Genomic DNA, 17,676 nt, shown 5'->3' with positions numbered 1-17,676 from the left:
TTCCTTCAGACCAGGATCAGGTTATCGCGGTGAACCAGCTCCGGTTCCGCCATGTAACCCAACAGACCGACAATCGCCTCAGACGACTGACCGATGATTTTTTGCGCCTCCAGCGCACTGTAGTTGGCCAGGCCACGGGCAATCTCGCGACCGTCCGGCGCCACGCAAACCACCATCTCGCCGCGACGGAAGCTGCCCTGCACCAATTTGACCCCAACCGGCAGCAAGCTCTTGTTGCCCTGAGACAACGCAGTCACCGCACCCGCATCCAGCACCAGGGTGCCACGGGTTTGCAGATGACCGGCCAGCCACTGCTTGCGCGCCGCCAACATGCCGCGCTCCGGCGACAGCAGGGTGCCGATGCGCTCGCCCGCCTTGAGGCGATCCAGCACACGCTCAAGCCGCCCGCCAACGATGATGGTGTGAGCACCGGAACGGGCCGCCAGACGCGCAGCACGCAATTTGGTCTGCATACCACCACGCCCCAGCGCACCACCGGTGCCACCCGCCACCGCGTCGAGCGCCGGATCATCGGCGCGCGCCTCGTAAATCAGCTGAGCATCCGGATTGTTGCGCGGATCAGCATCGAACATGCCGTCGCGATCCGTCAGGATCACCAGCAAGTCCGCTTCGACCAGGTTCGCCACCAGCGCCGCCAGGGTGTCGTTGTCGCCAAAACGGATTTCATCGGTGACCACGGTGTCATTCTCGTTGATCACCGGGATAACCTTCAGTTCGACCAGCGCACGCAAGGTGCTGCGGGCGTTCAGGTAGCGCTTGCGGTCGGACAAGTCGTCGTGAGTCAGGAGAATCTGCGCGGTATGCCGGCCATGCTTGGCGAAGCTTGACTCCCAGGCCTGCACCAACCCCATCTGGCCGATTGCGGCGGCAGCCTGAAGCTCGTGCATCGCACTGGGTCGCGAGGTCCAGCCCAAACGGCTCATACCGGCCGCCACCGCCCCGGAGGACACCAGCACCAGCTCGACACCCGCCTCATGCAAGGCCACCATCTGCTCAACCCAGACACCCATTGCCGCGCGATCCAGGCCTTTGCCGTCCGCCGTCAGCAAAGCGCTGCCGATCTTCACGACCCAACGCTGCGCACCTGTCACCTTGCTCCGCATCATCTTCAACCTTAGCTTGAGGGCAGCGCGACCTAGCACTGCCCGTGACGTTATTCGTGGTTACTCGTGGCCAACAATCGATTTCCAGATACCAAAACGCCGCTCGATTGAGCGGCGCTTAAGTTTATCGCAACGAATCAGTCACGCACGTAAATGATTTCCGGACCGTCTTCGTCATCCACATCTTCTTCGTCCCAGTCATCGTCGCCGATGTCGTGGACCGACTTCACGCCGCTGCGACGCAGGGCACGCTTGTCATCCAGCGCCTGCAGTTGCGCGCGAGCTTCGTCTTCGATGCGCTGATCGAGATCAGCCAGCTCTTCCTTGTAGGCCGGGTCATTGGCCAGGCGATCGGCACGATCCTCCATGTAACGCATGATGTCGTGGCACAGACGCTCGGTACCGAGCTTGGAGATGGCCGAGATCACGTAGACCGGACCAGCCCATTCCAGGCGATCAACGATTTCCTTGACGCGAGCATCATGCTCTTCATCAAGGATCTGGTCGCACTTGTTCAGGACCAACCAGCGATCACGCTCCGCCAGGGACGGGCTGAACTTGATCAGCTCGTTGACGATCACTTCAGCGGCATCCGGTGCGCTGGCATCATCCAGCGGCGCCATGTCCACGAGGTGCAGCAGCAGACGCGTACGCGCCAAGTGCTTGAGGAAGCGAATGCCCAGACCAGCACCTTCGGAAGCGCCTTCGATCAAACCCGGAATATCGGCAATGACGAAGCTCTTCCAGCGATCGACGCTGACCACACCCAGGTTCGGCACCAGCGTGGTGAACGGGTAGTCGGCAACTTTCGGCTTGGCAGCCGAAACCGAACGGATAAAGGTACTTTTACCGGCGTTCGGCAAACCCAGCAGACCTACGTCAGCCAGTACTTTCATTTCCAGCTTCAGGTCGCGCTGCTCACCCGGCTTGCCCGGAGTGGTCTGGCGCGGCGCACGGTTGGTACTGGATTTGAAACGGGTGTTGCCCAGACCGTGCCAGCCGCCCTGCACCACCATCAACTTCTGACCGGCCTTGGTCAGGTCGCCGATGACTTCCTGAGTCGCGGAGTCGATCACCGTGGTGCCGACCGGAACACGCAGGATCAGGTCTTCACCCTTCTTACCGGTGCAGTCGGTGCTGCCGCCGTTGGAGCCACGCTCGGCATCGAAGTGCCGGGTGTAACGGTAGTCCACCAGGGTGTTGAGGTTTTCGTCGGCCATCATGTAGATGGAGCCGCCGTCACCGCCATCACCGCCGTTCGGGCCACCGTTCTCGATAAATTTTTCCCGACGGAAACTCATGGCGCCATTGCCGCCATCACCAGCCTTTACGCGAATCGATACTTCATCAACAAACTTCATAACAAACGCCTCTCGCCATACGGACGAGCCGAAAAACAATCAAGACATAAGACTCTTGCAAAAATGAGCGCAGCGACCCTGAACCACGATACCTACATCGTACGCCGACAGCCCATACAAACAGCTTTGCAAGAGACTCACCCCACAAACGAAAAAGCCCCGTCGCGAGACAGGGCTTTTCCAGCGATCGCGCAATTAAGCTGCGACTACGCTCACGTAACGACGACCGAAGGCGCCTTTTACTTCGAACTTGATCACGCCTTCGACTTTAGCGAAGAGGGTGTGATCTTTACCCATGCCAACGCCGTAGCCAGCGTGGAATTGGGTGCCGCGCTGACGCACGATGATGTTGCCTGCTTTGATAGCCTGGCCGCCATACATCTTCACGCCAAGGCGTTTGGCTTCTGAGTCGCGACCGTTACGGGTACTACCACCAGCTTTTTTGTGTGCCATGAGTTCAATTCTCCTAGTGAGGAATTAGGCTGTAATTAAGCCTGAATACCGGTGATTTTGATCTCGGTGTACCACTGGCGGTGGCCCATACGCTTCATGTGGTGCTTACGGCGACGGAACTTGATGATGCGGACTTTATCGTGACGACCTTGGGAGATCACTTCAGCCACAACGGTAGCGCCAGCAACAACTGGAGCGCCGATATTCACGTCGTCACCGTTGGCAACCAACAGAACGCGATCAAAGGTAACGGATTCGCCGGTAGCGATTTCCAGTTTTTCGATCTTCAGGTATTCACCTGGGGCGACTTTGTACTGCTTGCCGCCAGTAACGATTACTGCATAAGACATGGTATTTCTCCGATAATCCTGCTCACCCAGCTCTTTATAAGAAGAGGTATTGGCTGGCATGGCTGCGTGGGGCTGGAGGCCCGCTTGCAATTGCGTAAGGCAGGTGCTGCCCAGGAAGTTCAGGGTGCGCGATTGTACGCAAGCCACGCTAGCCTTGCAAGAGGCCGTCCATCGCGCCTTGACACCTGCAAGCGTGGGTCCTAGCATGCCGCGCAACCCTTCTGGAGCGACTGTCGCTGATGCAACCCCAAGCTTTCTACCGCGCGGTGGCGGACGATTTTAGCGCCGTCGACGGCATCATCAAGAAGCAGCTGACTTCCCGAGTGCCGCTGGTATCGAAAATCGGCGATTACATTACCTCGGCCGGCGGCAAACGCCTGCGTCCTTTACTGGTGTTGCTGTGTGGCAAGGCCCTGGGCCGCGAAGGCGATGACCTGCGCCTGCTGGCCGCGACCATTGAATTCCTGCACACCGCCACCCTGCTGCATGACGATGTGGTCGACATGTCCGGCATGCGCCGTGGCCGCTCGACCGCCAACGCCATGTGGGGCAACGCGCCAAGCGTACTGGTCGGTGACTTCCTGTATTCGCGCTCATTCGAAATGATGGTCGAACTTGGCTCGATGCCGGTGATGAAGATCCTTTCGCAAGCCACGCGCATCATCGCCGAAGGCGAAGTATTGCAGCTGTCGAAGGTGCGGGACGTCAGCACCACCGAAGAAACCTACATGGAAGTCATCCGCGGCAAGACCGCGATGCTCTTCGAAGCCTCGACCCACAGCGCCGCCGCCCTGTGCCAGGCCACGCCGGAACAGGCCGAAGCCCTGCGTACATTCGGTGATCACCTGGGCGTGGCCTTCCAACTGGTCGACGACCTGCTCGACTACAAAGGCGACGCCGAAACCCTGGGCAAGAACGTCGGTGACGATCTGGCCGAAGGCAAGCCGACCCTGCCACTGATCTACACCATGCGCGAAGGTACGCCGGAACAGGCCGCCCTGGTGCGCAAGGCGATCCAGAAAGGCGGAATCGAAGACCTGGAAAGCATCCGCGAAGCCGTGGAAGCCTCGGGCTCGCTGGAGTACACCGCGCAACTGGCACGCGACTATGTGGCACGCGCAATCCAGTGTCTCGAAGCGCTGCCTGCCAGCGAGTACCGCGATGCACTCGTTGAACTGAGCGAGTTCGCGGTCGCGCGTACGCACTGACAACACTGCAAGCCCCCTGTGGGAGCGAGCTTGCTCGCGATTAGGCACTTACATTCAACATTGTTGTTGACTGAAAGGACGCCATCGCGAGCAAGCTCGCTCCCACAGGTTTGTTCCCCACAGGTTTTCCTGCGCTGCACCCCTCCCTGCTAAAACCCTATACAATGTGCGCTTTTTAGCGATCCTGAATCCAAGGAGCCTTAGTGAGCACGTTGCCACCCTGCCCAAAATGCAATTCCGAATACACCTATGAAGACGGTGCCCAGCTGATCTGCCCCGAGTGCGCCCACGAATGGTCCGCCAGCGGTGAAGCCGAAGCGGTGTCCGATGACACAGTGAAAAAGGATTCGGTCGGCAACGTCCTGCAAGACGGCGACACCATCACCGTGATCAAGGACCTCAAGGTCAAGGGTACGTCTTTGGTGGTCAAGGTCGGCACCAAGGTCAAGAACATCCGCCTGTGCGATGGCGATCACGACATCGACTGCAAGATCGACGGCATCGGCCCGATGAAACTCAAGTCCGAGTTCGTCAGAAAAGTCTGAGCCTGCTGTTATCCATCCCGCGCCTGGCGCGGGATGCCCTCCCTCCCTGCTTCACCCAATAAATCCTCGCAATAGCCAAACGCCGATCGGTTTGACCTGACGCAATCTTTACCCGGAAAAAAGCGCAAACCGCCAATAGGCCCTTGCTATTTGATGAATAAGAATTATTCTCATCAAACCTTCAATGGAGATGAGAACCATGACTTATCTGATCGATGCCTGGCTGGACCGCCCACACCCTTACCTCAGGATCCTGCATCGGGAAACCGGGGAAGTCTGTGCAGTGCTTGAAGAGGAAGCCTTGAGCGAACTGCAGGACCAAGGTGATCTTGACCTCAATGGCCTGAGTTCCAGCGAGCCGGTGGTGCTCAAGGAACTGGTGCGAAATCTGTTTCTGTTCTGCTATGCCCGGGCGTTGCGCCCGCACAGTGAACTGCACCACAAGATCGAAATATGAAAATCACTGCAAGACTCTGTAGGAGCGAGCTTGCTCGCGAAAAACTCAAAGACACCGCGTTCATTCAGTATGGCCGCGTAATCGTTGACGCCCATCGCGAGCAGGCTCGCTCCTACAGGTAATCAGCGGGTCTTACAGAACGTCGAGCAGTTCGACGTCGAATACCAGTACGCTGTGCGGCGGAATGCTGCCAACGCCTTGAGCGCCGTATGCCAGCTCGCTCGGCACGTACAGGCGCCATTTGCTACCGGCGTTCATCAGTTGCAGGGCTTCGGTCCAGCCGGCGATCACGCCGCCAACCGGGAATTCCGCAGGCTGGCCGCGCTCGTAGGAGCTGTCGAACACTGTGCCGTCGATCAGGGTGCCGTGGTAATGAGTACGCACGGAGTCTTCACGGGATGGCTTGGCGCCTTCGCCAGCGGTCAGGACTTCGAACTGCAGGCCGGAAGCCAGAGTGGTGATGCCTTCACGCTTGGCGTTTTCAGCCAGGAAGGCCAGGCCTTCGCCAGCAGCCGCTTCAGCCTTGGCTGCAGCTTCGGCCTGCATGATTTCGCGGATGACTTTGAAGCTGGCGGACATTTCTTCCTGACCCACACGGCTTGGCTTGCCGGCGAATGCGTCGGTCAGACCCGCCAGGATCGCGTCCAGGCTTACGCCCGGTGGCGGGTTGTCGCGCAGTTGGTCGCCCAGCTGACGGCCAATACCGTAGCTGACGCGGGTTTCGTCGGTGGACAGATTTACTTCGGACATGACACTGCTCCGCTGTGCGGACGGCTCGGGAACTTGCCATGCGTGCACAGCGCGTCCCGGAGCGCCCGGAACCAAAAGGGCCAGCAGACTAGCACAGATGTCATGCCTTTGATGAGGGACCTCAGGCGATCGGCACCTTCAGGTTTTCCTCAACATCGGCAACCAGACCGCACATTTCGTCGTGCACGACCGTGTGCACAAGGTTGAAGTGCAACTTGGGAAAGGAGCGCAGCACATCACGGGCATGCTCCACCGAACGCAGGCTCATCATGTGTCCGTGGGTATCGCTCAATGGATACGCCGCGCCATGCATCCGCGCCTCCAGCAGGTAGATGCCCCCCTCCATCGAGATCAGGTTCAGCTCATCGACCTTCCCGGCGACGGCATACGCATTCAACTCATTCAGGGTCATGAACGCACCTCACGCAGTGGCGAACCAACATACTTACAGGGATAGGCCTCGGCGCATCAAAGCACAAGCCACAAACGACGCCGCCCGTCTGTTTCATCACGCCCCTCTGTAGGAGCGAGCTCGCTCGCGATGCTTGCCAACGATGACGCGGGAAACCTGACACCCCGCGGCGATCTTGAGTCCATCGCGGGCTCGCTCCTACAGCAGATGGGTAAATCAGTGCTTGGTGACTTTATCCAGGTAACCCATGGCGAAGGCCGAGACCACGAAGGTCATGTGGATGATCACATACCACTGCAAATGCTCGGGATCGACGTTCTTGGCGTCCATGAAGATGCGCAGCAGGTGAATGGACGAGATCGCCACGATCGATGCGGCCACCTTCATCTTCAGCGACGAAGAGTCCATGGTGCCCAGCCAGTTGAGTTTTTCCTTGCTGTCGTCGATGTCCAGTTGCGAGACGAAATTTTCGTAGCCGGAAATCATCACCATCACCAGCAAACCGCCCACCAGGGCCATGTCGATCAGCGACAGCAGTACCAGGATCAAGTCCGATTCGGCCATCGAAAACACGTTCGGGATGACGTGGAAGACTTCCTGGAAGAATTTCAGTGCCAGCGCCAGCAGTCCGAGGGACAGGCCGAAATAGATCGGCGCCAGCAGCCAGCGCGAGGCGTACATTGCATTTTCGATAAAGCGTTCCATTGAATCTCACACGTTGGACTGGAAATGGCGGCGAGTATACCAGCCACCCGTCCATACCCAGAAGCAGCCAGAAACCGTCGAAAAATCCGTCACCTGCGCCTGTGTATCAAAGTTTTTCTGCTAGTGTCCAAATCATTGACTGCTCAGTGATGTCGGACAGGAAGACTGGAAATGGATGTGCAATTGCCTTTGACGAGTGCCGGAATTTGCCTGGCGCTGCTGCTGAGCGGCTGCTCACCCAGCGAAGAAAAACGCCAGGTCAGCCTCGAAGAAAAAACCGCGCAGTTCGAAAAGTCGCTGGACGCCATTCAGGATCCGAAGCTCAAGGATGCCGTGTCGGAACTGGGTGGCTCACTGCTGCTGCTCGAACGCGCGCAACTCAAGCTCGACAGCAAGCCGGTGGAAACCGAATACGGCGAAGACGCCCTCGCCATGCTCAAGCACTACCCGAGCCCGCAGGCCCTGGTCGACACCTACATCAACGGGTTGTTCGTGCTGCAAAAGGACTCCAGTTCCGACTATCTGATCGATCTGCAGCCCGTGTTCCCCTTCACGTTCAGCGTTCCTGCCGCGTTTTTGTTTCCCCATGGCCTGGAATGGCAGTCGGTCACGCTAAGCAACAAACGAGTGATTCCCTTCCAGCCGGAATGGTCGGAAACCGACCCCGGCATTCAGCTCAGCCCATCGAGCTCCAACCTGACCAACCCCGATGACCTGACCGTGGCCTACCCCTTCATCGAAGGCCTCGACATTGACAGAAAGCAGCAACCGCAACCGGTGAGCCTGCAAGGCAAAGTCGAAGTCATCGCGCCACGGCGCCTCTACAGCTTCGACCTGACGAAAAAGGACGTAGGCCAGACCCGCACCAATGACAACCTGAGCGTCACCCTCCTCACATTGACGAACAACTACGCGGAAATCGAATACAACAACAGCACGCCGCTGGCCCCCGAAGTCAGTGAAGCACCGCTCAACCCGCTGATCGTCCAGGCCAGGGACAGCACCGGGCAATTCATCGCGCGCGCCGGTTCAATCAACGAAACCTCGGTACAAATTGCCTTCTATCAGCAGCAACTGGCCAAGATGCAGCAGCAAAAGAGCTGGAGCGAGTCCCTGGAAAAACAGCTCGATGAAGAACAACGCAATTTTGAGAAACAGCAGGCTCGACATTATTCGAAGGTGTACTTCAACGGGATAATCGAAACTCTCGAAGTCAGCATGCTGGATTTTTCCGCCGTCACGGTCACCCGAAAGGACCTCGACCTGCCGATCCGGCGCTTCGATGCCTATACCACGGACAAGTCCATCCAGCCCTTGAACCTGTCCGTGGTGGTCTATGACGACCAGGCGGCGGGCTGGCTGAAAGGGGCAACGCTGAGTGAGGATCAGCTGAAAAAGAACGTCAGCATCAGTCAGTCGGTCGACGACCCCAGCGCTGCGCGAATCGAATTCACTCACCTGCGTACCTTCAACGATGAGCTGCTCGGCACATCGTTCAACCCCGGTGAAAGTCCGGTGAGCTTCTTTACCGAAGACACTCGTGGCAATCGCGACGAGCCGATCGAACTGCCGTCAGAGGCGTACCAGATCGATCCCCTGCGCGGCATCATCACTTACGATCTGAATCTGTTTCCACAAACCCCGGCCTATGCGGTGGGCTCGATGCCGTTGTTCCTGGCCACGGTCGACAAGCAAACCGTCGAAGCCCGTCAACTGCCCAAGGGCCTCGCGCTCAAAGACAATGCACTGGTGGTGGACCTGAAGGTATTTCCCGCCCAGGACTGGCGCTTTTTCGCCAAGGACGACAGCGGTAGTTACTTGAAGGAGATTCTATCGGTCAGTCATGGCGCGAGCGCACAGGGGCCGGCGCAGTTTGCCGTGCATTACTTCTACGGGCAGCCTACGCGCCTGGAAACCTATCAGCGCACTGATCTCACCACCGTGCAATATGGTTTCGAAGTCAAACTCGACAAGGCCGACATGACGCGCCTTGATCAATAGTGCCACTCAGTGCTCGGGGTGAAACTCGAAGCCGCCCATGTTCCGGCAGCGACCACCGTTGATTTCCCGCAGTTGGGCTTGCAGGTGCAGGCACCAGATTTGCGGATCGTCGGCCAACTCGTAGCCGTGCAGGGTCAGGCTTTCAACGATGGTGTCGAGGATTGATTCAGCGACGAACGGACCGTGGAACGGGCCTTGGGCCTTGATGGCCGAAGGTTGTTCACCGGCCATTCCGGCGGCGAACAACAGAGTCCACATGCCCGTATCTCCCGCCAATGGACGGATGGCACATTCGATACGGGTCACAAGGCCCAGGCATTGACGGGTGAGGCAGAGGTTGCGCGACATGGCGGCGACCCTCGGTAGATCCGGTATTCAGCCCCCATGGGAAGGCTGTTTCGATCCTGTGATTACGTCGATATCCTTGAGCAGAGAATAGAAGAAAAGTCTGCCTTGCAGGCCGAGGCAAGACCGAAAGGCGCCGAATGGTCATAGTGTGAATATTGACGTCATTTCGACGACGCTTCTCCAGTGTTCACACAAACAAATGTGGGAGCGGGCTTGCTCGCGAAAGCGTCAAAACATCCAACATTTATGTTGGCTGATTCACCGCTTTCGCGAGCAAGCCCGCTCCCACATGGGTTACTGCATCAGGCCGGCTTGGTTTCCGCCAAAGCCTCTTGCGCCAACTCCTTCTCGGCTTCCTTGAGATCATCTTCGCTGATCATTTCCGCGATAACCCGCAGGCGCTCCACGACCCGCGCGTTCACGCTGCCTTCAGGAAACTCGCCATTCTCGTCCGGTTCGCCGGCCGGCTCGCCGACCAGCAGACTCAAGGCTTCGTCGGCCTGACGGACCGCGTAGACATGGAACTGACCCGCACGCACCGCCGCCAGCACCTTCTCATCGAGCATCAGGGTGGCGACGTTGGCGTGAGGAATGATTGCCCCCTGCTCGCCGGTCAACCCGCGGGCTTCGCACAAACGGAAGAAGCCCTCGATCTTCTCGTTGACTCCGCCGACCGCCTGCACTTCGCCGAACTGGTTGATCGAACCGGTGATGGCAAAGCACTGCTTGAGCGGGGTTTTCGACAAGGCCGAGATCAGGGTGCAAGCCTCACCCAAAGAAGCGCTGTCGCCATCGACATAACCGTAGGATTGCTCCAGGGCGATGCTCGCGGAAATCGCCAGCGGAAACTCCTGGGCGTAACGGCTGCCCAGATAACCGGTAAGGATCATCACGCCTTTGGAGTGGATCGGCTGACCGAGGTTGACCTCGCGCTCGATGTCGACGATACCGCTGCCGCCCGGGTACACGGTGGCGGAAATCCGCGCCGGTATACCAAAGGCCGAGTCGCCGACTTCCAGCACCGTCAAACCATTGCACTTGCCGACCGCCGCGCCCGCGGTGTCGATCAGGATGATCCCGGCCAGCATGTCATCGAGAATCCGCGCTGACACACGACCGGTCCGTGTGGCCTTGGCCTTGAGCGCGCGCTCGATATGCCCCGCGTCGGTCCGTTCATCGCCGGCCAGATGTCGGATGAAGTCCGCCTCGCTGACCAGTTGGAACAAGTCACCGATACGCGCCGACAAGCGCCCCTGGTGCTCGGCCAGACGTGCACTGTAGGTCGCCAGGCGTGCCACCGCATCAGCGGTCAGCGGTGCCATGCCTTCTTCGGAAGTACGGGTCTTGAGCAACTGGGCGAACTGCTCCAGGCTCTCGTCGACCATCGGGATGTCTTCGTCGAAATCCACCAGGACGCGGAACATCTCCTGGAAGTCCGGATCGAGGTCTTGCAGCGTGTAATACAGCTGACGGGCACCGATGATGACGACTTTGACCTGCAACGGAATGTGTTGCGGCGTCAGGGTTACGGTCGCAAAACGGCCCATCTCCCCCAGCGGCGATTCCATTTTCAGTTTGCGTGATTGCAGGGCGCGTTTCAGTGCATCCCACACGAACGGCTCGCTGAGCATTTTGTCCGCTTCAAGGATCAGGAAACCGCCATTGGCCCGGTGCAAGGCACCCGGCCGCAGTTGGCGGTAGGTGGTGTAAAGCGCACCCTGATCGGTGCTGTATTCGATCCGGCCAAAAAGGTTTTCGTAGGTCGGGTGCGGCTCGAACACCACCGGCGCACCGCCGCTGGCCGAGTGACCGACCACCAGGCTCGGCGCGTATTGTTCTTCCAGCAACTTGCGGGCGACAGCGTCGGTCTTGCTATCGTCTACCAGCTGCTCGACCACGGACTTGAGCAAGTACACCTGCATCGCCTGCAGATAACCGCATACCGCCGCGTTCTCGGCGTACTTCTCCGACAATGGCGACAACAATGGCTGCAAGGCCAGGGTAATGGTTTCTTCGTTCAGATGACGCAGCTGGTTGCTCGACTCGCGTTTCCATTGCGGCAGGCTGGCGAGCTCTTCGTTCAGGCGCTCCTCCAGTGCCGAAATATCCTCATGAAAGCGCTCGCGCTCGGCTTCCGGCAACTGGGCGAACTCAGCTTCGTCCAACGCCTTGCCGTCGCTCATCGGGGTGAAGGCGATATTGCTGGCGTCGCGGTACAGCGCAACTTCCTTTTCCAGCGCCAGTCGCTCGATGACGTCCAGGGCCTTGTCGTAGCGCTGGTTGAAGGCGCGGTCGATACTGCTTTTCTTCTGCTGGTAGGACGGATGCTCGAATACTGCCGGAAATGTCGCCAGCAGGTTGTCGATCAAACCGTTGATATCACCAATGAAGTTACCGGCAGTGCCCGACGGCAACTCCAGGGCACGTGGTTCGCGCGGTTCATCGAAGTTGTTGACGTAGACCCAGTCCGCCGGGGTCTGCAGGCGCTTGCCTTCGGCCTTGAGGTAGCGTTTGACGAACGAGAACCGGCCAGTACCGGGCTCGCCCATGACGAATACGTTGTAACCGGGGCGTGGCATGGCCACACCGAACTGCAAGGCTTCGACCGCACGTTCCTGGCCAAGCACACCGCGAAAGGGCTCCAGATCATTGGTGGTAGAGAAGCTGAACTGTTCAGCGGAAAACGGACGGGTCAGCGCTTCGGGCGCTAGACGCAAGCTGGCAGCAACAGGATCAGGCATCGGGCTTCCTTAACAATCAGGCGGGGCAGATGGCAGCATTCTGGCGCCGCCCATGCCCGACTGGCAAGGAGCGCCGCAGGCCTGATCACCGTCAACCGGCCAACCCCAGGCGGGCCGGGCTTGCGCGGCCGTTTTCCATGAATGTTTTGCAAAAAATCACGGAACCCTGTGATCGTGCCTAAACTCCAAACTGCGCGGCTGGACTAATGACCGGCCCACTGGCAGCGGAAGGGTCTGCAGGAAAACTCGCCGAGCGGCGATCAGGCAAGGCGAAAGCAGGCGAGGAAGCGGAGTGTAGGGGCCTACATGAGCATTCCGAGCCTGCTTTCAACGCAGCATGATCGTCGCGCAGGCAGTTTGCATGCAGAGCCGGGGCCAGACTCCCTTGTCTATTGGTACGCACACAAAGAGAACAAAGCTATGAAACGGATTCTTCTTGGTACTCTCTTCACCGCTGTATCCATCAATGCCATGGCGCAAGCGCCTGGCGGTCCGGATTGCGGTTGGGGCAACATGCTGTTCGAAGGCCAGCGTGGTACTCCAGCTCACTTCCTGGCATCCACCACCAACGGCACCTCCGGCAACGCAACCTTCGGCATGACCTCCGGCACCAACGGTTGCGCAACCAATGCGTCGCTGACCTATGGCGGCAAATCCTGGTTTGCCATGAATGGCATGATGAACGAGCTGTCCGAAGACATGGCCAAGGGTCAGGGCGAAGCGCTGACCACCTATGCCGTGGTACTGGGCGTGGCGCCGGAAGACCGTGCGCACTTCGCCGCAGTCACTCACGAGCACTTCCAGCAGATCTTCAGCAAGGCTGACGTGACCGCAGAAGACGTGCATACCAATACCCTGGCCGTGCTCAAAGCCGACCCTCGTCTGGCCAAGTACGCGACTCAGGCTTAAGCTCGACCCGCCCCGCTTCTTTCGGGAAGCGGGTTTTGTTTTTTGGACCTGCCCCTCTTTGGGTAATGTCTCTGACTGTAGGAGTTTGCTTGCCAGCGATGGTCGTTAACGATCACGCGTGTTTACTGGATAAACACAGCGCCTTTGAAACCATCGCTGGCAAGCCAGCTCCTACAGGCAAACGGCATCCACCTCGTTGGGTCTTTATTTTTCCCTGTTTAAGTTGCCTTCTATGCTCAAACGCCTTGCCTGGCTGGCGCTGTGTGTCTGCGCCCCGCTATCCGCCGCGCCTCACATCGAACCACAACGTTTGCAGCAACTGGCCAACGACCCTTTCTGGATATCCCTGGGCCATTACGAAACCGCCAAGCTCGGCGGCTGGCGCAGCTATGTCAGTGACCGCAAGTTCTTCCTCGCCGCTGACGGCAATGAACATCCGGACCATGAACTGGCGGCGACTGTACAAGCCTTGTACGCCCCGGCCAGTGCCGGTGAAACACACGCTCAATGCGTCTACCCTGCCCGCACCCGCTGGCTGAAAGACCAACTCGGCCTGGCCGGACTGCCGACGCCGGACTGCGCCGGGTTCAAGCAATGGTTCAAGGACGTCTCGCCCGACAGCGCGGTGATGATCTTCCCGGCGGCTTACCTGAACAGCCCGTCCTCGATGTTCGGCCATACCCTGTTGCGCATCGACCAGGCCGAGGTGAAGAGCGACAAGACTTCGCTGCTCAGTTACGCGATCAACTTCGGTGCCTACATCGAGGGCTCGGACAACAGCATCATCTATGCCTGGAAAGGCCTGATGGGCGGCTATCCCGGCCTGTTCGCGATGGTGCCCTATCAGGAAAAGCTCTCGGAATACCGCAGCCTGGAAAACCGCGACCTGTGGGAGTACCGCCTGAACCTGACCCAACAGGAAACCGCGCGCATGGTCGAGCACGTCTGGGAGCTGAAGCAGATCAAGTTCGACTATTTCTTCTTCGACGAAAACTGCTCATACCGCTTGCTGGAATTGCTGCAAGTGGCCCGACCGGGCCTGCGCCTGACCGAGCAATTCCCGCTCACCGCCATCCCGACCGACACCGTCAAAGCCGTGAAAGATGCCGGATTGGTGGAATCGATCCAGTATCGTCCGTCCCGGGAGCGCGAGTTGCTCAGCCGCGCCGAGCCGTTGGACCCTGAAGAGCAACAGTGGGTGCTGAAAGTCAGCGCCGATCAGAAACAATTGCAGGACCCGGCGTTCAAGGCGCAAGTCCGCGACCGTCAGGCGCTGATCATCGATGCGGCCTATCGTCTGGAGCGTTACCGCGCCAATGGCCAGGAACGCGACCCGGCACGCGCCCAGCGCAGCTTCGAACTGCTGCGGGCCATCAACCAGAACCCGGCGCCGGAGCTGGATATCCCGCAACCGGGCCTGCCTGAAGACGGTCATGAGTCCCGCACCTGGCAGCTCGGCCTCGGCAGCCGTGGAGATAAAGCCTTTGGCGAGTACGGCTTGCGCATGGCTTATCACGACCTCAACGACAACAACGAAAGCTTTCCCCTTGGCGCGCAGATCGAAATCCTGCAATTGAAACTGCGCCAGTACGAAAGCAATGAATGGCAAGTGCAACAACTGGACCTGGCAACGATTCGCTCCCTGACCCCGCGTAACGAGCTGCTGCAACCGCTTTCATGGCAAGTCACCGGTGGTCTGGAGCGAGTGCCGGGCAAGCACGATGACCAAACCCTGGTCAGCCACGTCAACGGCGGTGGCGGTGGCACCTGGCAACTGGGCGATGACCTGCTCGGATTTGCCCTGGGCACTGTGCGCATCGAGCACAACAACGATTTCGCCGCTTTCATTGCCCCGGCCGCCGGGTTCAACAGTGGTGTGCTGTGGAAAAACCCACTGGGCAATTTGAGCCTGGAAGCCAAGGGGGATTTCTTCACCAATGGCGAGGTGCGCCGTAGCCTGAGCCTGAATCAGCAGTGGGAAATATCCCGCAATCTCGGACTGCGCTTGAGCGCCCGGCGCGAGTTCAGCCATTTGGCGACGGCCGAGAACGAAGTGATGCTTGAGCTGAAGTGGTATCACTACTGACCTGACACACCACTTACCCTGTGGGAGCGGGCTTGCTCGCGAATGCGATACACCACTCAACATTGATGCTGGCTGACACGCCCCTTTCGCGAGCAAGCCCGCTCCCACAGGGGTTAAGTGGTGTTCGTCAAAATGCCTACACACCTTTCACAACCACCCGACGAATCCACTTCTAGACTTTATCTATGGGTCGCGTATCGGCTTGGGAGAGTGAGATGTGGTGTTATGCGGAGAAGGATCAGGACGCCGCCCGGGCCTATCACTCGCCGTAAGTCGCTTTCAGACATCCAGTGAAACCAAATGCCTGCGACCATGGCCCAAACCCTATACCGGGAGAATTCCATGAGCCGTGCCTTCGTCAATGAAGATAGTGCCGCCGCGCAAGCCGATCAGCCAGTCGAACGGCAGGTCAGCGCGCAGACCAATTACGTCACACCGCAAGGCCTGAACCTGTTGCAGGGAAAAGTCGCCGAACTGCAATCCCTGCACGCCGAACAATCGGCAAAAGGCGAACAGGCCGACAAGCAGCGCCTGGCGGATCTCGAACGTGATTTGCGTTACTTCAAGCAGCGCCTGGGCAGCGCTCAGGTGGTTCCCGCCGCGACTTCGACCGAGAAAGTGCAGATCGGCAGTTGGGTGACCTACGCCGATGAACACGCCACCGAACGCCGGGTACAACTGGTGGGCGAAGATCAGGCCGATGCCGCCCACGGCCTGATCAATTGGAGTTCACCGCTGGGTCGTGCGCTGCTCGGCGCACGACTCAACGACGAAGTGCTGTGGCAGCGCCCCGCCGGGGATCAACTGATTGAAGTGATCCGTATCGAACCGACTTAGACGACGCCTTGGGCCAGCATGGCATCGGCGACTTTGACGAAGCCGGCGATGTTCGCGCCCTTGACGTAGTTGACCCGGCCATTCTCCTCGCCGTAATGCACGCAAGCGTGGTGAATCGACTGCATGATCGCGTGCAGTTTGCTGTCCACTTCGCCACCGGTCCACGCCAGGCGCATGGCGTTCTGTGACATTTCCAGCCCGCTCACCGCCACGCCGCCGGCGTTGGATGCCTTGCCCGGCGCAAACAGAATGTTCGCCTCGATGAACAGGTCCACCGCCTCAAGGGTGGTCGGCATGTTCGCGCCTTCGGCCACGCAGATGCAGCCGTTGCGCAGCAAAGTGCGAGCGGCTTCGGCATCCAGTTCGTTTTGCGTCGCGCACGGCAGCGCGATGTCGCAGCTCAGGCTCCACGGAAGCTCACCTGCGCGGAACTCCAGGCCAAAACGGCCGGCCAGTTCACGGATACGCCCGCGCTGTACGTTCTTCAGTTCCAGCACCGCCAGCCATTGCTCCTCGGTCAAACCGCTTTCGCAATACAGCGTGCCTTCGGAGTCGGACAGCGAAATCACTTTGCCGCCCAGGTCCATGACCTTGCGCGCCGCGTATTGCGCGACGTTGCCGGAGCCGGAAATCGCTACGCGTTTACCTTCCACGGCCAGGCCGCGACGCTTGAGCATTTCTTCGGCGAAGTACACGCAACCGAAACCGGTGGCTTCCGGGCGAATCAGGCTGCCGCCGTAACTTGGGCCTTTGCCGGTCAGCACGCTGGTGAACTGGTTGCTCAGGCGCTTGTACTGGCCGAACAGGAAACCGATTTCCCGCGCGCCGACACCGATATCACCGGCCGGTACGTCAACGTCGGCGCCGATGTGGCGGTACAGCTCGCTCATGAAGGCCTGGCAGAAGCGCATGACTTCCGCATCACTTTTACCTTTCGGATCAAAGTCCGACCCGCCCTTGCCGCCGCCCATGGGCAGCGAGGTCAGGGAGTTTTTGAAGGTTTGCTCGAACGCGAGGAATTTCAGGACGCCCATGTTCACCGACGGGTGGAAACGCAGACCCCCCTTGTACGGGCCGATCGCGCTGTTCATCTGGATGCGGAAACCACGATTGACCTGGACCTTGCCCTGATCGTCGACCCACGACACGCGAAACACCACCGCCCGCTCCGGCTCGCAGATGCGCTCCAGGATGCCGGAGGTCAGGTAATGCGGATTGGCTTCAAGAAACGGCCACAGGGTACGCAGGACTTCTTCGACAGCCTGGTGAAATTCGGGTTGGTCCGGGTCGCGTTTTTTCAGGCGCGCAAGGAAGGATTCGACGGATTCGATCATGGAAAAGTCTCGGCAAATTTATTGTCGTTGGAGGAGATTGAGCCGGACTGTAACA

General features: G+C 59.1%; 17 protein-coding genes. 7 read left to right on the top strand and 10 right to left on the bottom strand.

The window, feature by feature from the left end; translation table 11 throughout:
• Window positions 1–5: 5 nt before the first annotated feature.
• The 4 genes from proB to rplU form a co-directional block, all read right to left on the bottom strand.
• On the bottom strand, window positions 6–1,124 hold the full coding sequence (gene proB, locus KGA98_RS01180; RefSeq protein ID WP_057713234.1) for a glutamate 5-kinase: 1,119 nt from the start codon (window positions 1,122–1,124) through the stop codon (window positions 6–8).
• Window positions 1,125–1,261: 137 nt separating this feature from the next.
• A complete protein-coding gene (gene cgtA / locus KGA98_RS01175) occupies window positions 1,262–2,485 on the bottom strand; it encodes an Obg family GTPase CgtA (RefSeq protein WP_223500355.1) in 1,224 nt (407 codons plus the stop codon).
• 195 nt (window positions 2,486–2,680) lie between these two features.
• On the bottom strand, window positions 2,681–2,938 hold the full coding sequence (gene rpmA / locus KGA98_RS01170) for a 50S ribosomal protein L27 (RefSeq protein ID WP_003281574.1): 258 nt from the start codon (window positions 2,936–2,938) through the stop codon (window positions 2,681–2,683).
• Window positions 2,939–2,973: 35 nt separating this feature from the next.
• Window positions 2,974–3,288, bottom strand: a complete 315-nt coding sequence (gene rplU / locus KGA98_RS01165; protein ID WP_003176051.1) for a 50S ribosomal protein L21 — start codon at window positions 3,286–3,288, stop codon at window positions 2,974–2,976.
• Window positions 3,289–3,527: 239 nt separating this feature from the next.
• On the opposite strand from rplU, the gene KGA98_RS01160 reads away from it, so the two are divergent.
• The 3 genes from KGA98_RS01160 (at window position 3,528) to KGA98_RS01150 (ending at window position 5,498) form a co-directional block, all read left to right on the top strand.
• Entirely contained in the window at window positions 3,528–4,496 is a 969-nt protein-coding gene (locus tag KGA98_RS01160; RefSeq protein WP_154910669.1) for a polyprenyl synthetase family protein, read from the top strand.
• Window positions 4,497–4,699: 203 nt separating this feature from the next.
• Window positions 4,700–5,041, top strand: a complete 342-nt coding sequence (locus KGA98_RS01155; protein WP_008154270.1) for a zinc ribbon domain-containing protein YjdM — start codon at window positions 4,700–4,702, stop codon at window positions 5,039–5,041.
• Between the two features lie 199 nt (window positions 5,042–5,240).
• A complete protein-coding gene (locus tag KGA98_RS01150) occupies window positions 5,241–5,498 on the top strand; it encodes a hypothetical protein (protein ID WP_008052059.1) in 258 nt (85 codons plus the stop codon).
• A gap of 132 nt (window positions 5,499–5,630) precedes the next feature.
• Here the strand turns inward: KGA98_RS01150 and KGA98_RS01145 are convergent, their stop codons facing one another.
• The 3 genes from KGA98_RS01145 to KGA98_RS01135 form a co-directional block, all read right to left on the bottom strand.
• Window positions 5,631–6,248, bottom strand: a complete 618-nt coding sequence (locus KGA98_RS01145) for an FKBP-type peptidyl-prolyl cis-trans isomerase (protein ID WP_008022510.1) — start codon at window positions 6,246–6,248, stop codon at window positions 5,631–5,633.
• A 121-nt stretch (window positions 6,249–6,369) separates the two neighbouring features.
• Entirely contained in the window at window positions 6,370–6,660 is a 291-nt protein-coding gene (locus KGA98_RS01140; RefSeq protein WP_218497994.1) for a DUF6482 family protein, read from the bottom strand.
• A gap of 216 nt (window positions 6,661–6,876) precedes the next feature.
• Complete coding sequence (locus KGA98_RS01135) at window positions 6,877–7,365, bottom strand: TIGR00645 family protein (RefSeq protein WP_007970904.1); 489 nt, start codon at window positions 7,363–7,365, stop codon at window positions 6,877–6,879.
• Between the two features lie 171 nt (window positions 7,366–7,536).
• On the opposite strand from KGA98_RS01135, the gene KGA98_RS01130 reads away from it, so the two are divergent.
• The gene (locus tag KGA98_RS01130; RefSeq protein WP_223500346.1) at window positions 7,537–9,366 is read left to right on the top strand and encodes a hypothetical protein; all 1,830 of its coding nucleotides are present in this window, start codon (window positions 7,537–7,539) and stop codon (window positions 9,364–9,366) included.
• Window positions 9,367–9,372: 6 nt separating this feature from the next.
• Here KGA98_RS01130 and KGA98_RS01125 read toward each other — a convergent pair whose 3' ends face one another.
• Both KGA98_RS01125 and KGA98_RS01120 read right to left on the bottom strand, forming a co-directional pair.
• Window positions 9,373–9,714, bottom strand: coding sequence for a hypothetical protein (locus tag KGA98_RS01125; protein ID WP_008052055.1), 342 nt, complete (start codon window positions 9,712–9,714; stop codon window positions 9,373–9,375).
• A 302-nt stretch (window positions 9,715–10,016) separates the two neighbouring features.
• Window positions 10,017–12,455, bottom strand: a complete 2,439-nt coding sequence (locus KGA98_RS01120; RefSeq protein ID WP_223500343.1) for a Lon protease family protein — start codon at window positions 12,453–12,455, stop codon at window positions 10,017–10,019.
• Between the two features lie 420 nt (window positions 12,456–12,875).
• Here KGA98_RS01120 and KGA98_RS01115 point away from each other — a divergent pair, with 420 nt between their 5' ends.
• The 3 genes from KGA98_RS01115 to KGA98_RS01105 all read left to right on the top strand — a co-directional run bounded on the left by KGA98_RS01115 (window position 12,876) and on the right by KGA98_RS01105 (window position 16,287).
• Entirely contained in the window at window positions 12,876–13,364 is a 489-nt protein-coding gene (locus KGA98_RS01115; protein WP_007970900.1) for a DUF3015 domain-containing protein, read from the top strand.
• A 232-nt stretch (window positions 13,365–13,596) separates the two neighbouring features.
• Window positions 13,597–15,450: a DUF4105 domain-containing protein gene (locus tag KGA98_RS01110; RefSeq protein WP_223500341.1), complete on the top strand. Its 1,854-nt coding sequence runs from the start codon at window positions 13,597–13,599 to the stop codon at window positions 15,448–15,450.
• A gap of 342 nt (window positions 15,451–15,792) precedes the next feature.
• On the top strand, window positions 15,793–16,287 hold the full coding sequence (locus KGA98_RS01105) for a GreA/GreB family elongation factor (RefSeq protein WP_057713229.1): 495 nt from the start codon (window positions 15,793–15,795) through the stop codon (window positions 16,285–16,287).
• Here KGA98_RS01105 and gdhA read toward each other — a convergent pair.
• Window positions 16,284–17,621: an NADP-specific glutamate dehydrogenase gene (gdhA, locus tag KGA98_RS01100; protein WP_102672636.1), complete on the bottom strand. Its 1,338-nt coding sequence runs from the start codon at window positions 17,619–17,621 to the stop codon at window positions 16,284–16,286. The two genes, KGA98_RS01105 and gdhA, sit on opposite strands and share 4 nt — an antisense overlap.
• Window positions 17,622–17,676: the final 55 nt, after the last annotated feature.

This window comes from Pseudomonas sp. BF-R-24 (genome assembly GCF_019947335.1).
Classification (GTDB): domain Bacteria; phylum Pseudomonadota; class Gammaproteobacteria; order Pseudomonadales; family Pseudomonadaceae; genus Aquipseudomonas; species Aquipseudomonas jessenii.
Note: the sequence above shows the minus strand (reverse complement) of the source record. Positions and strands in the feature narration are given on the sequence as shown.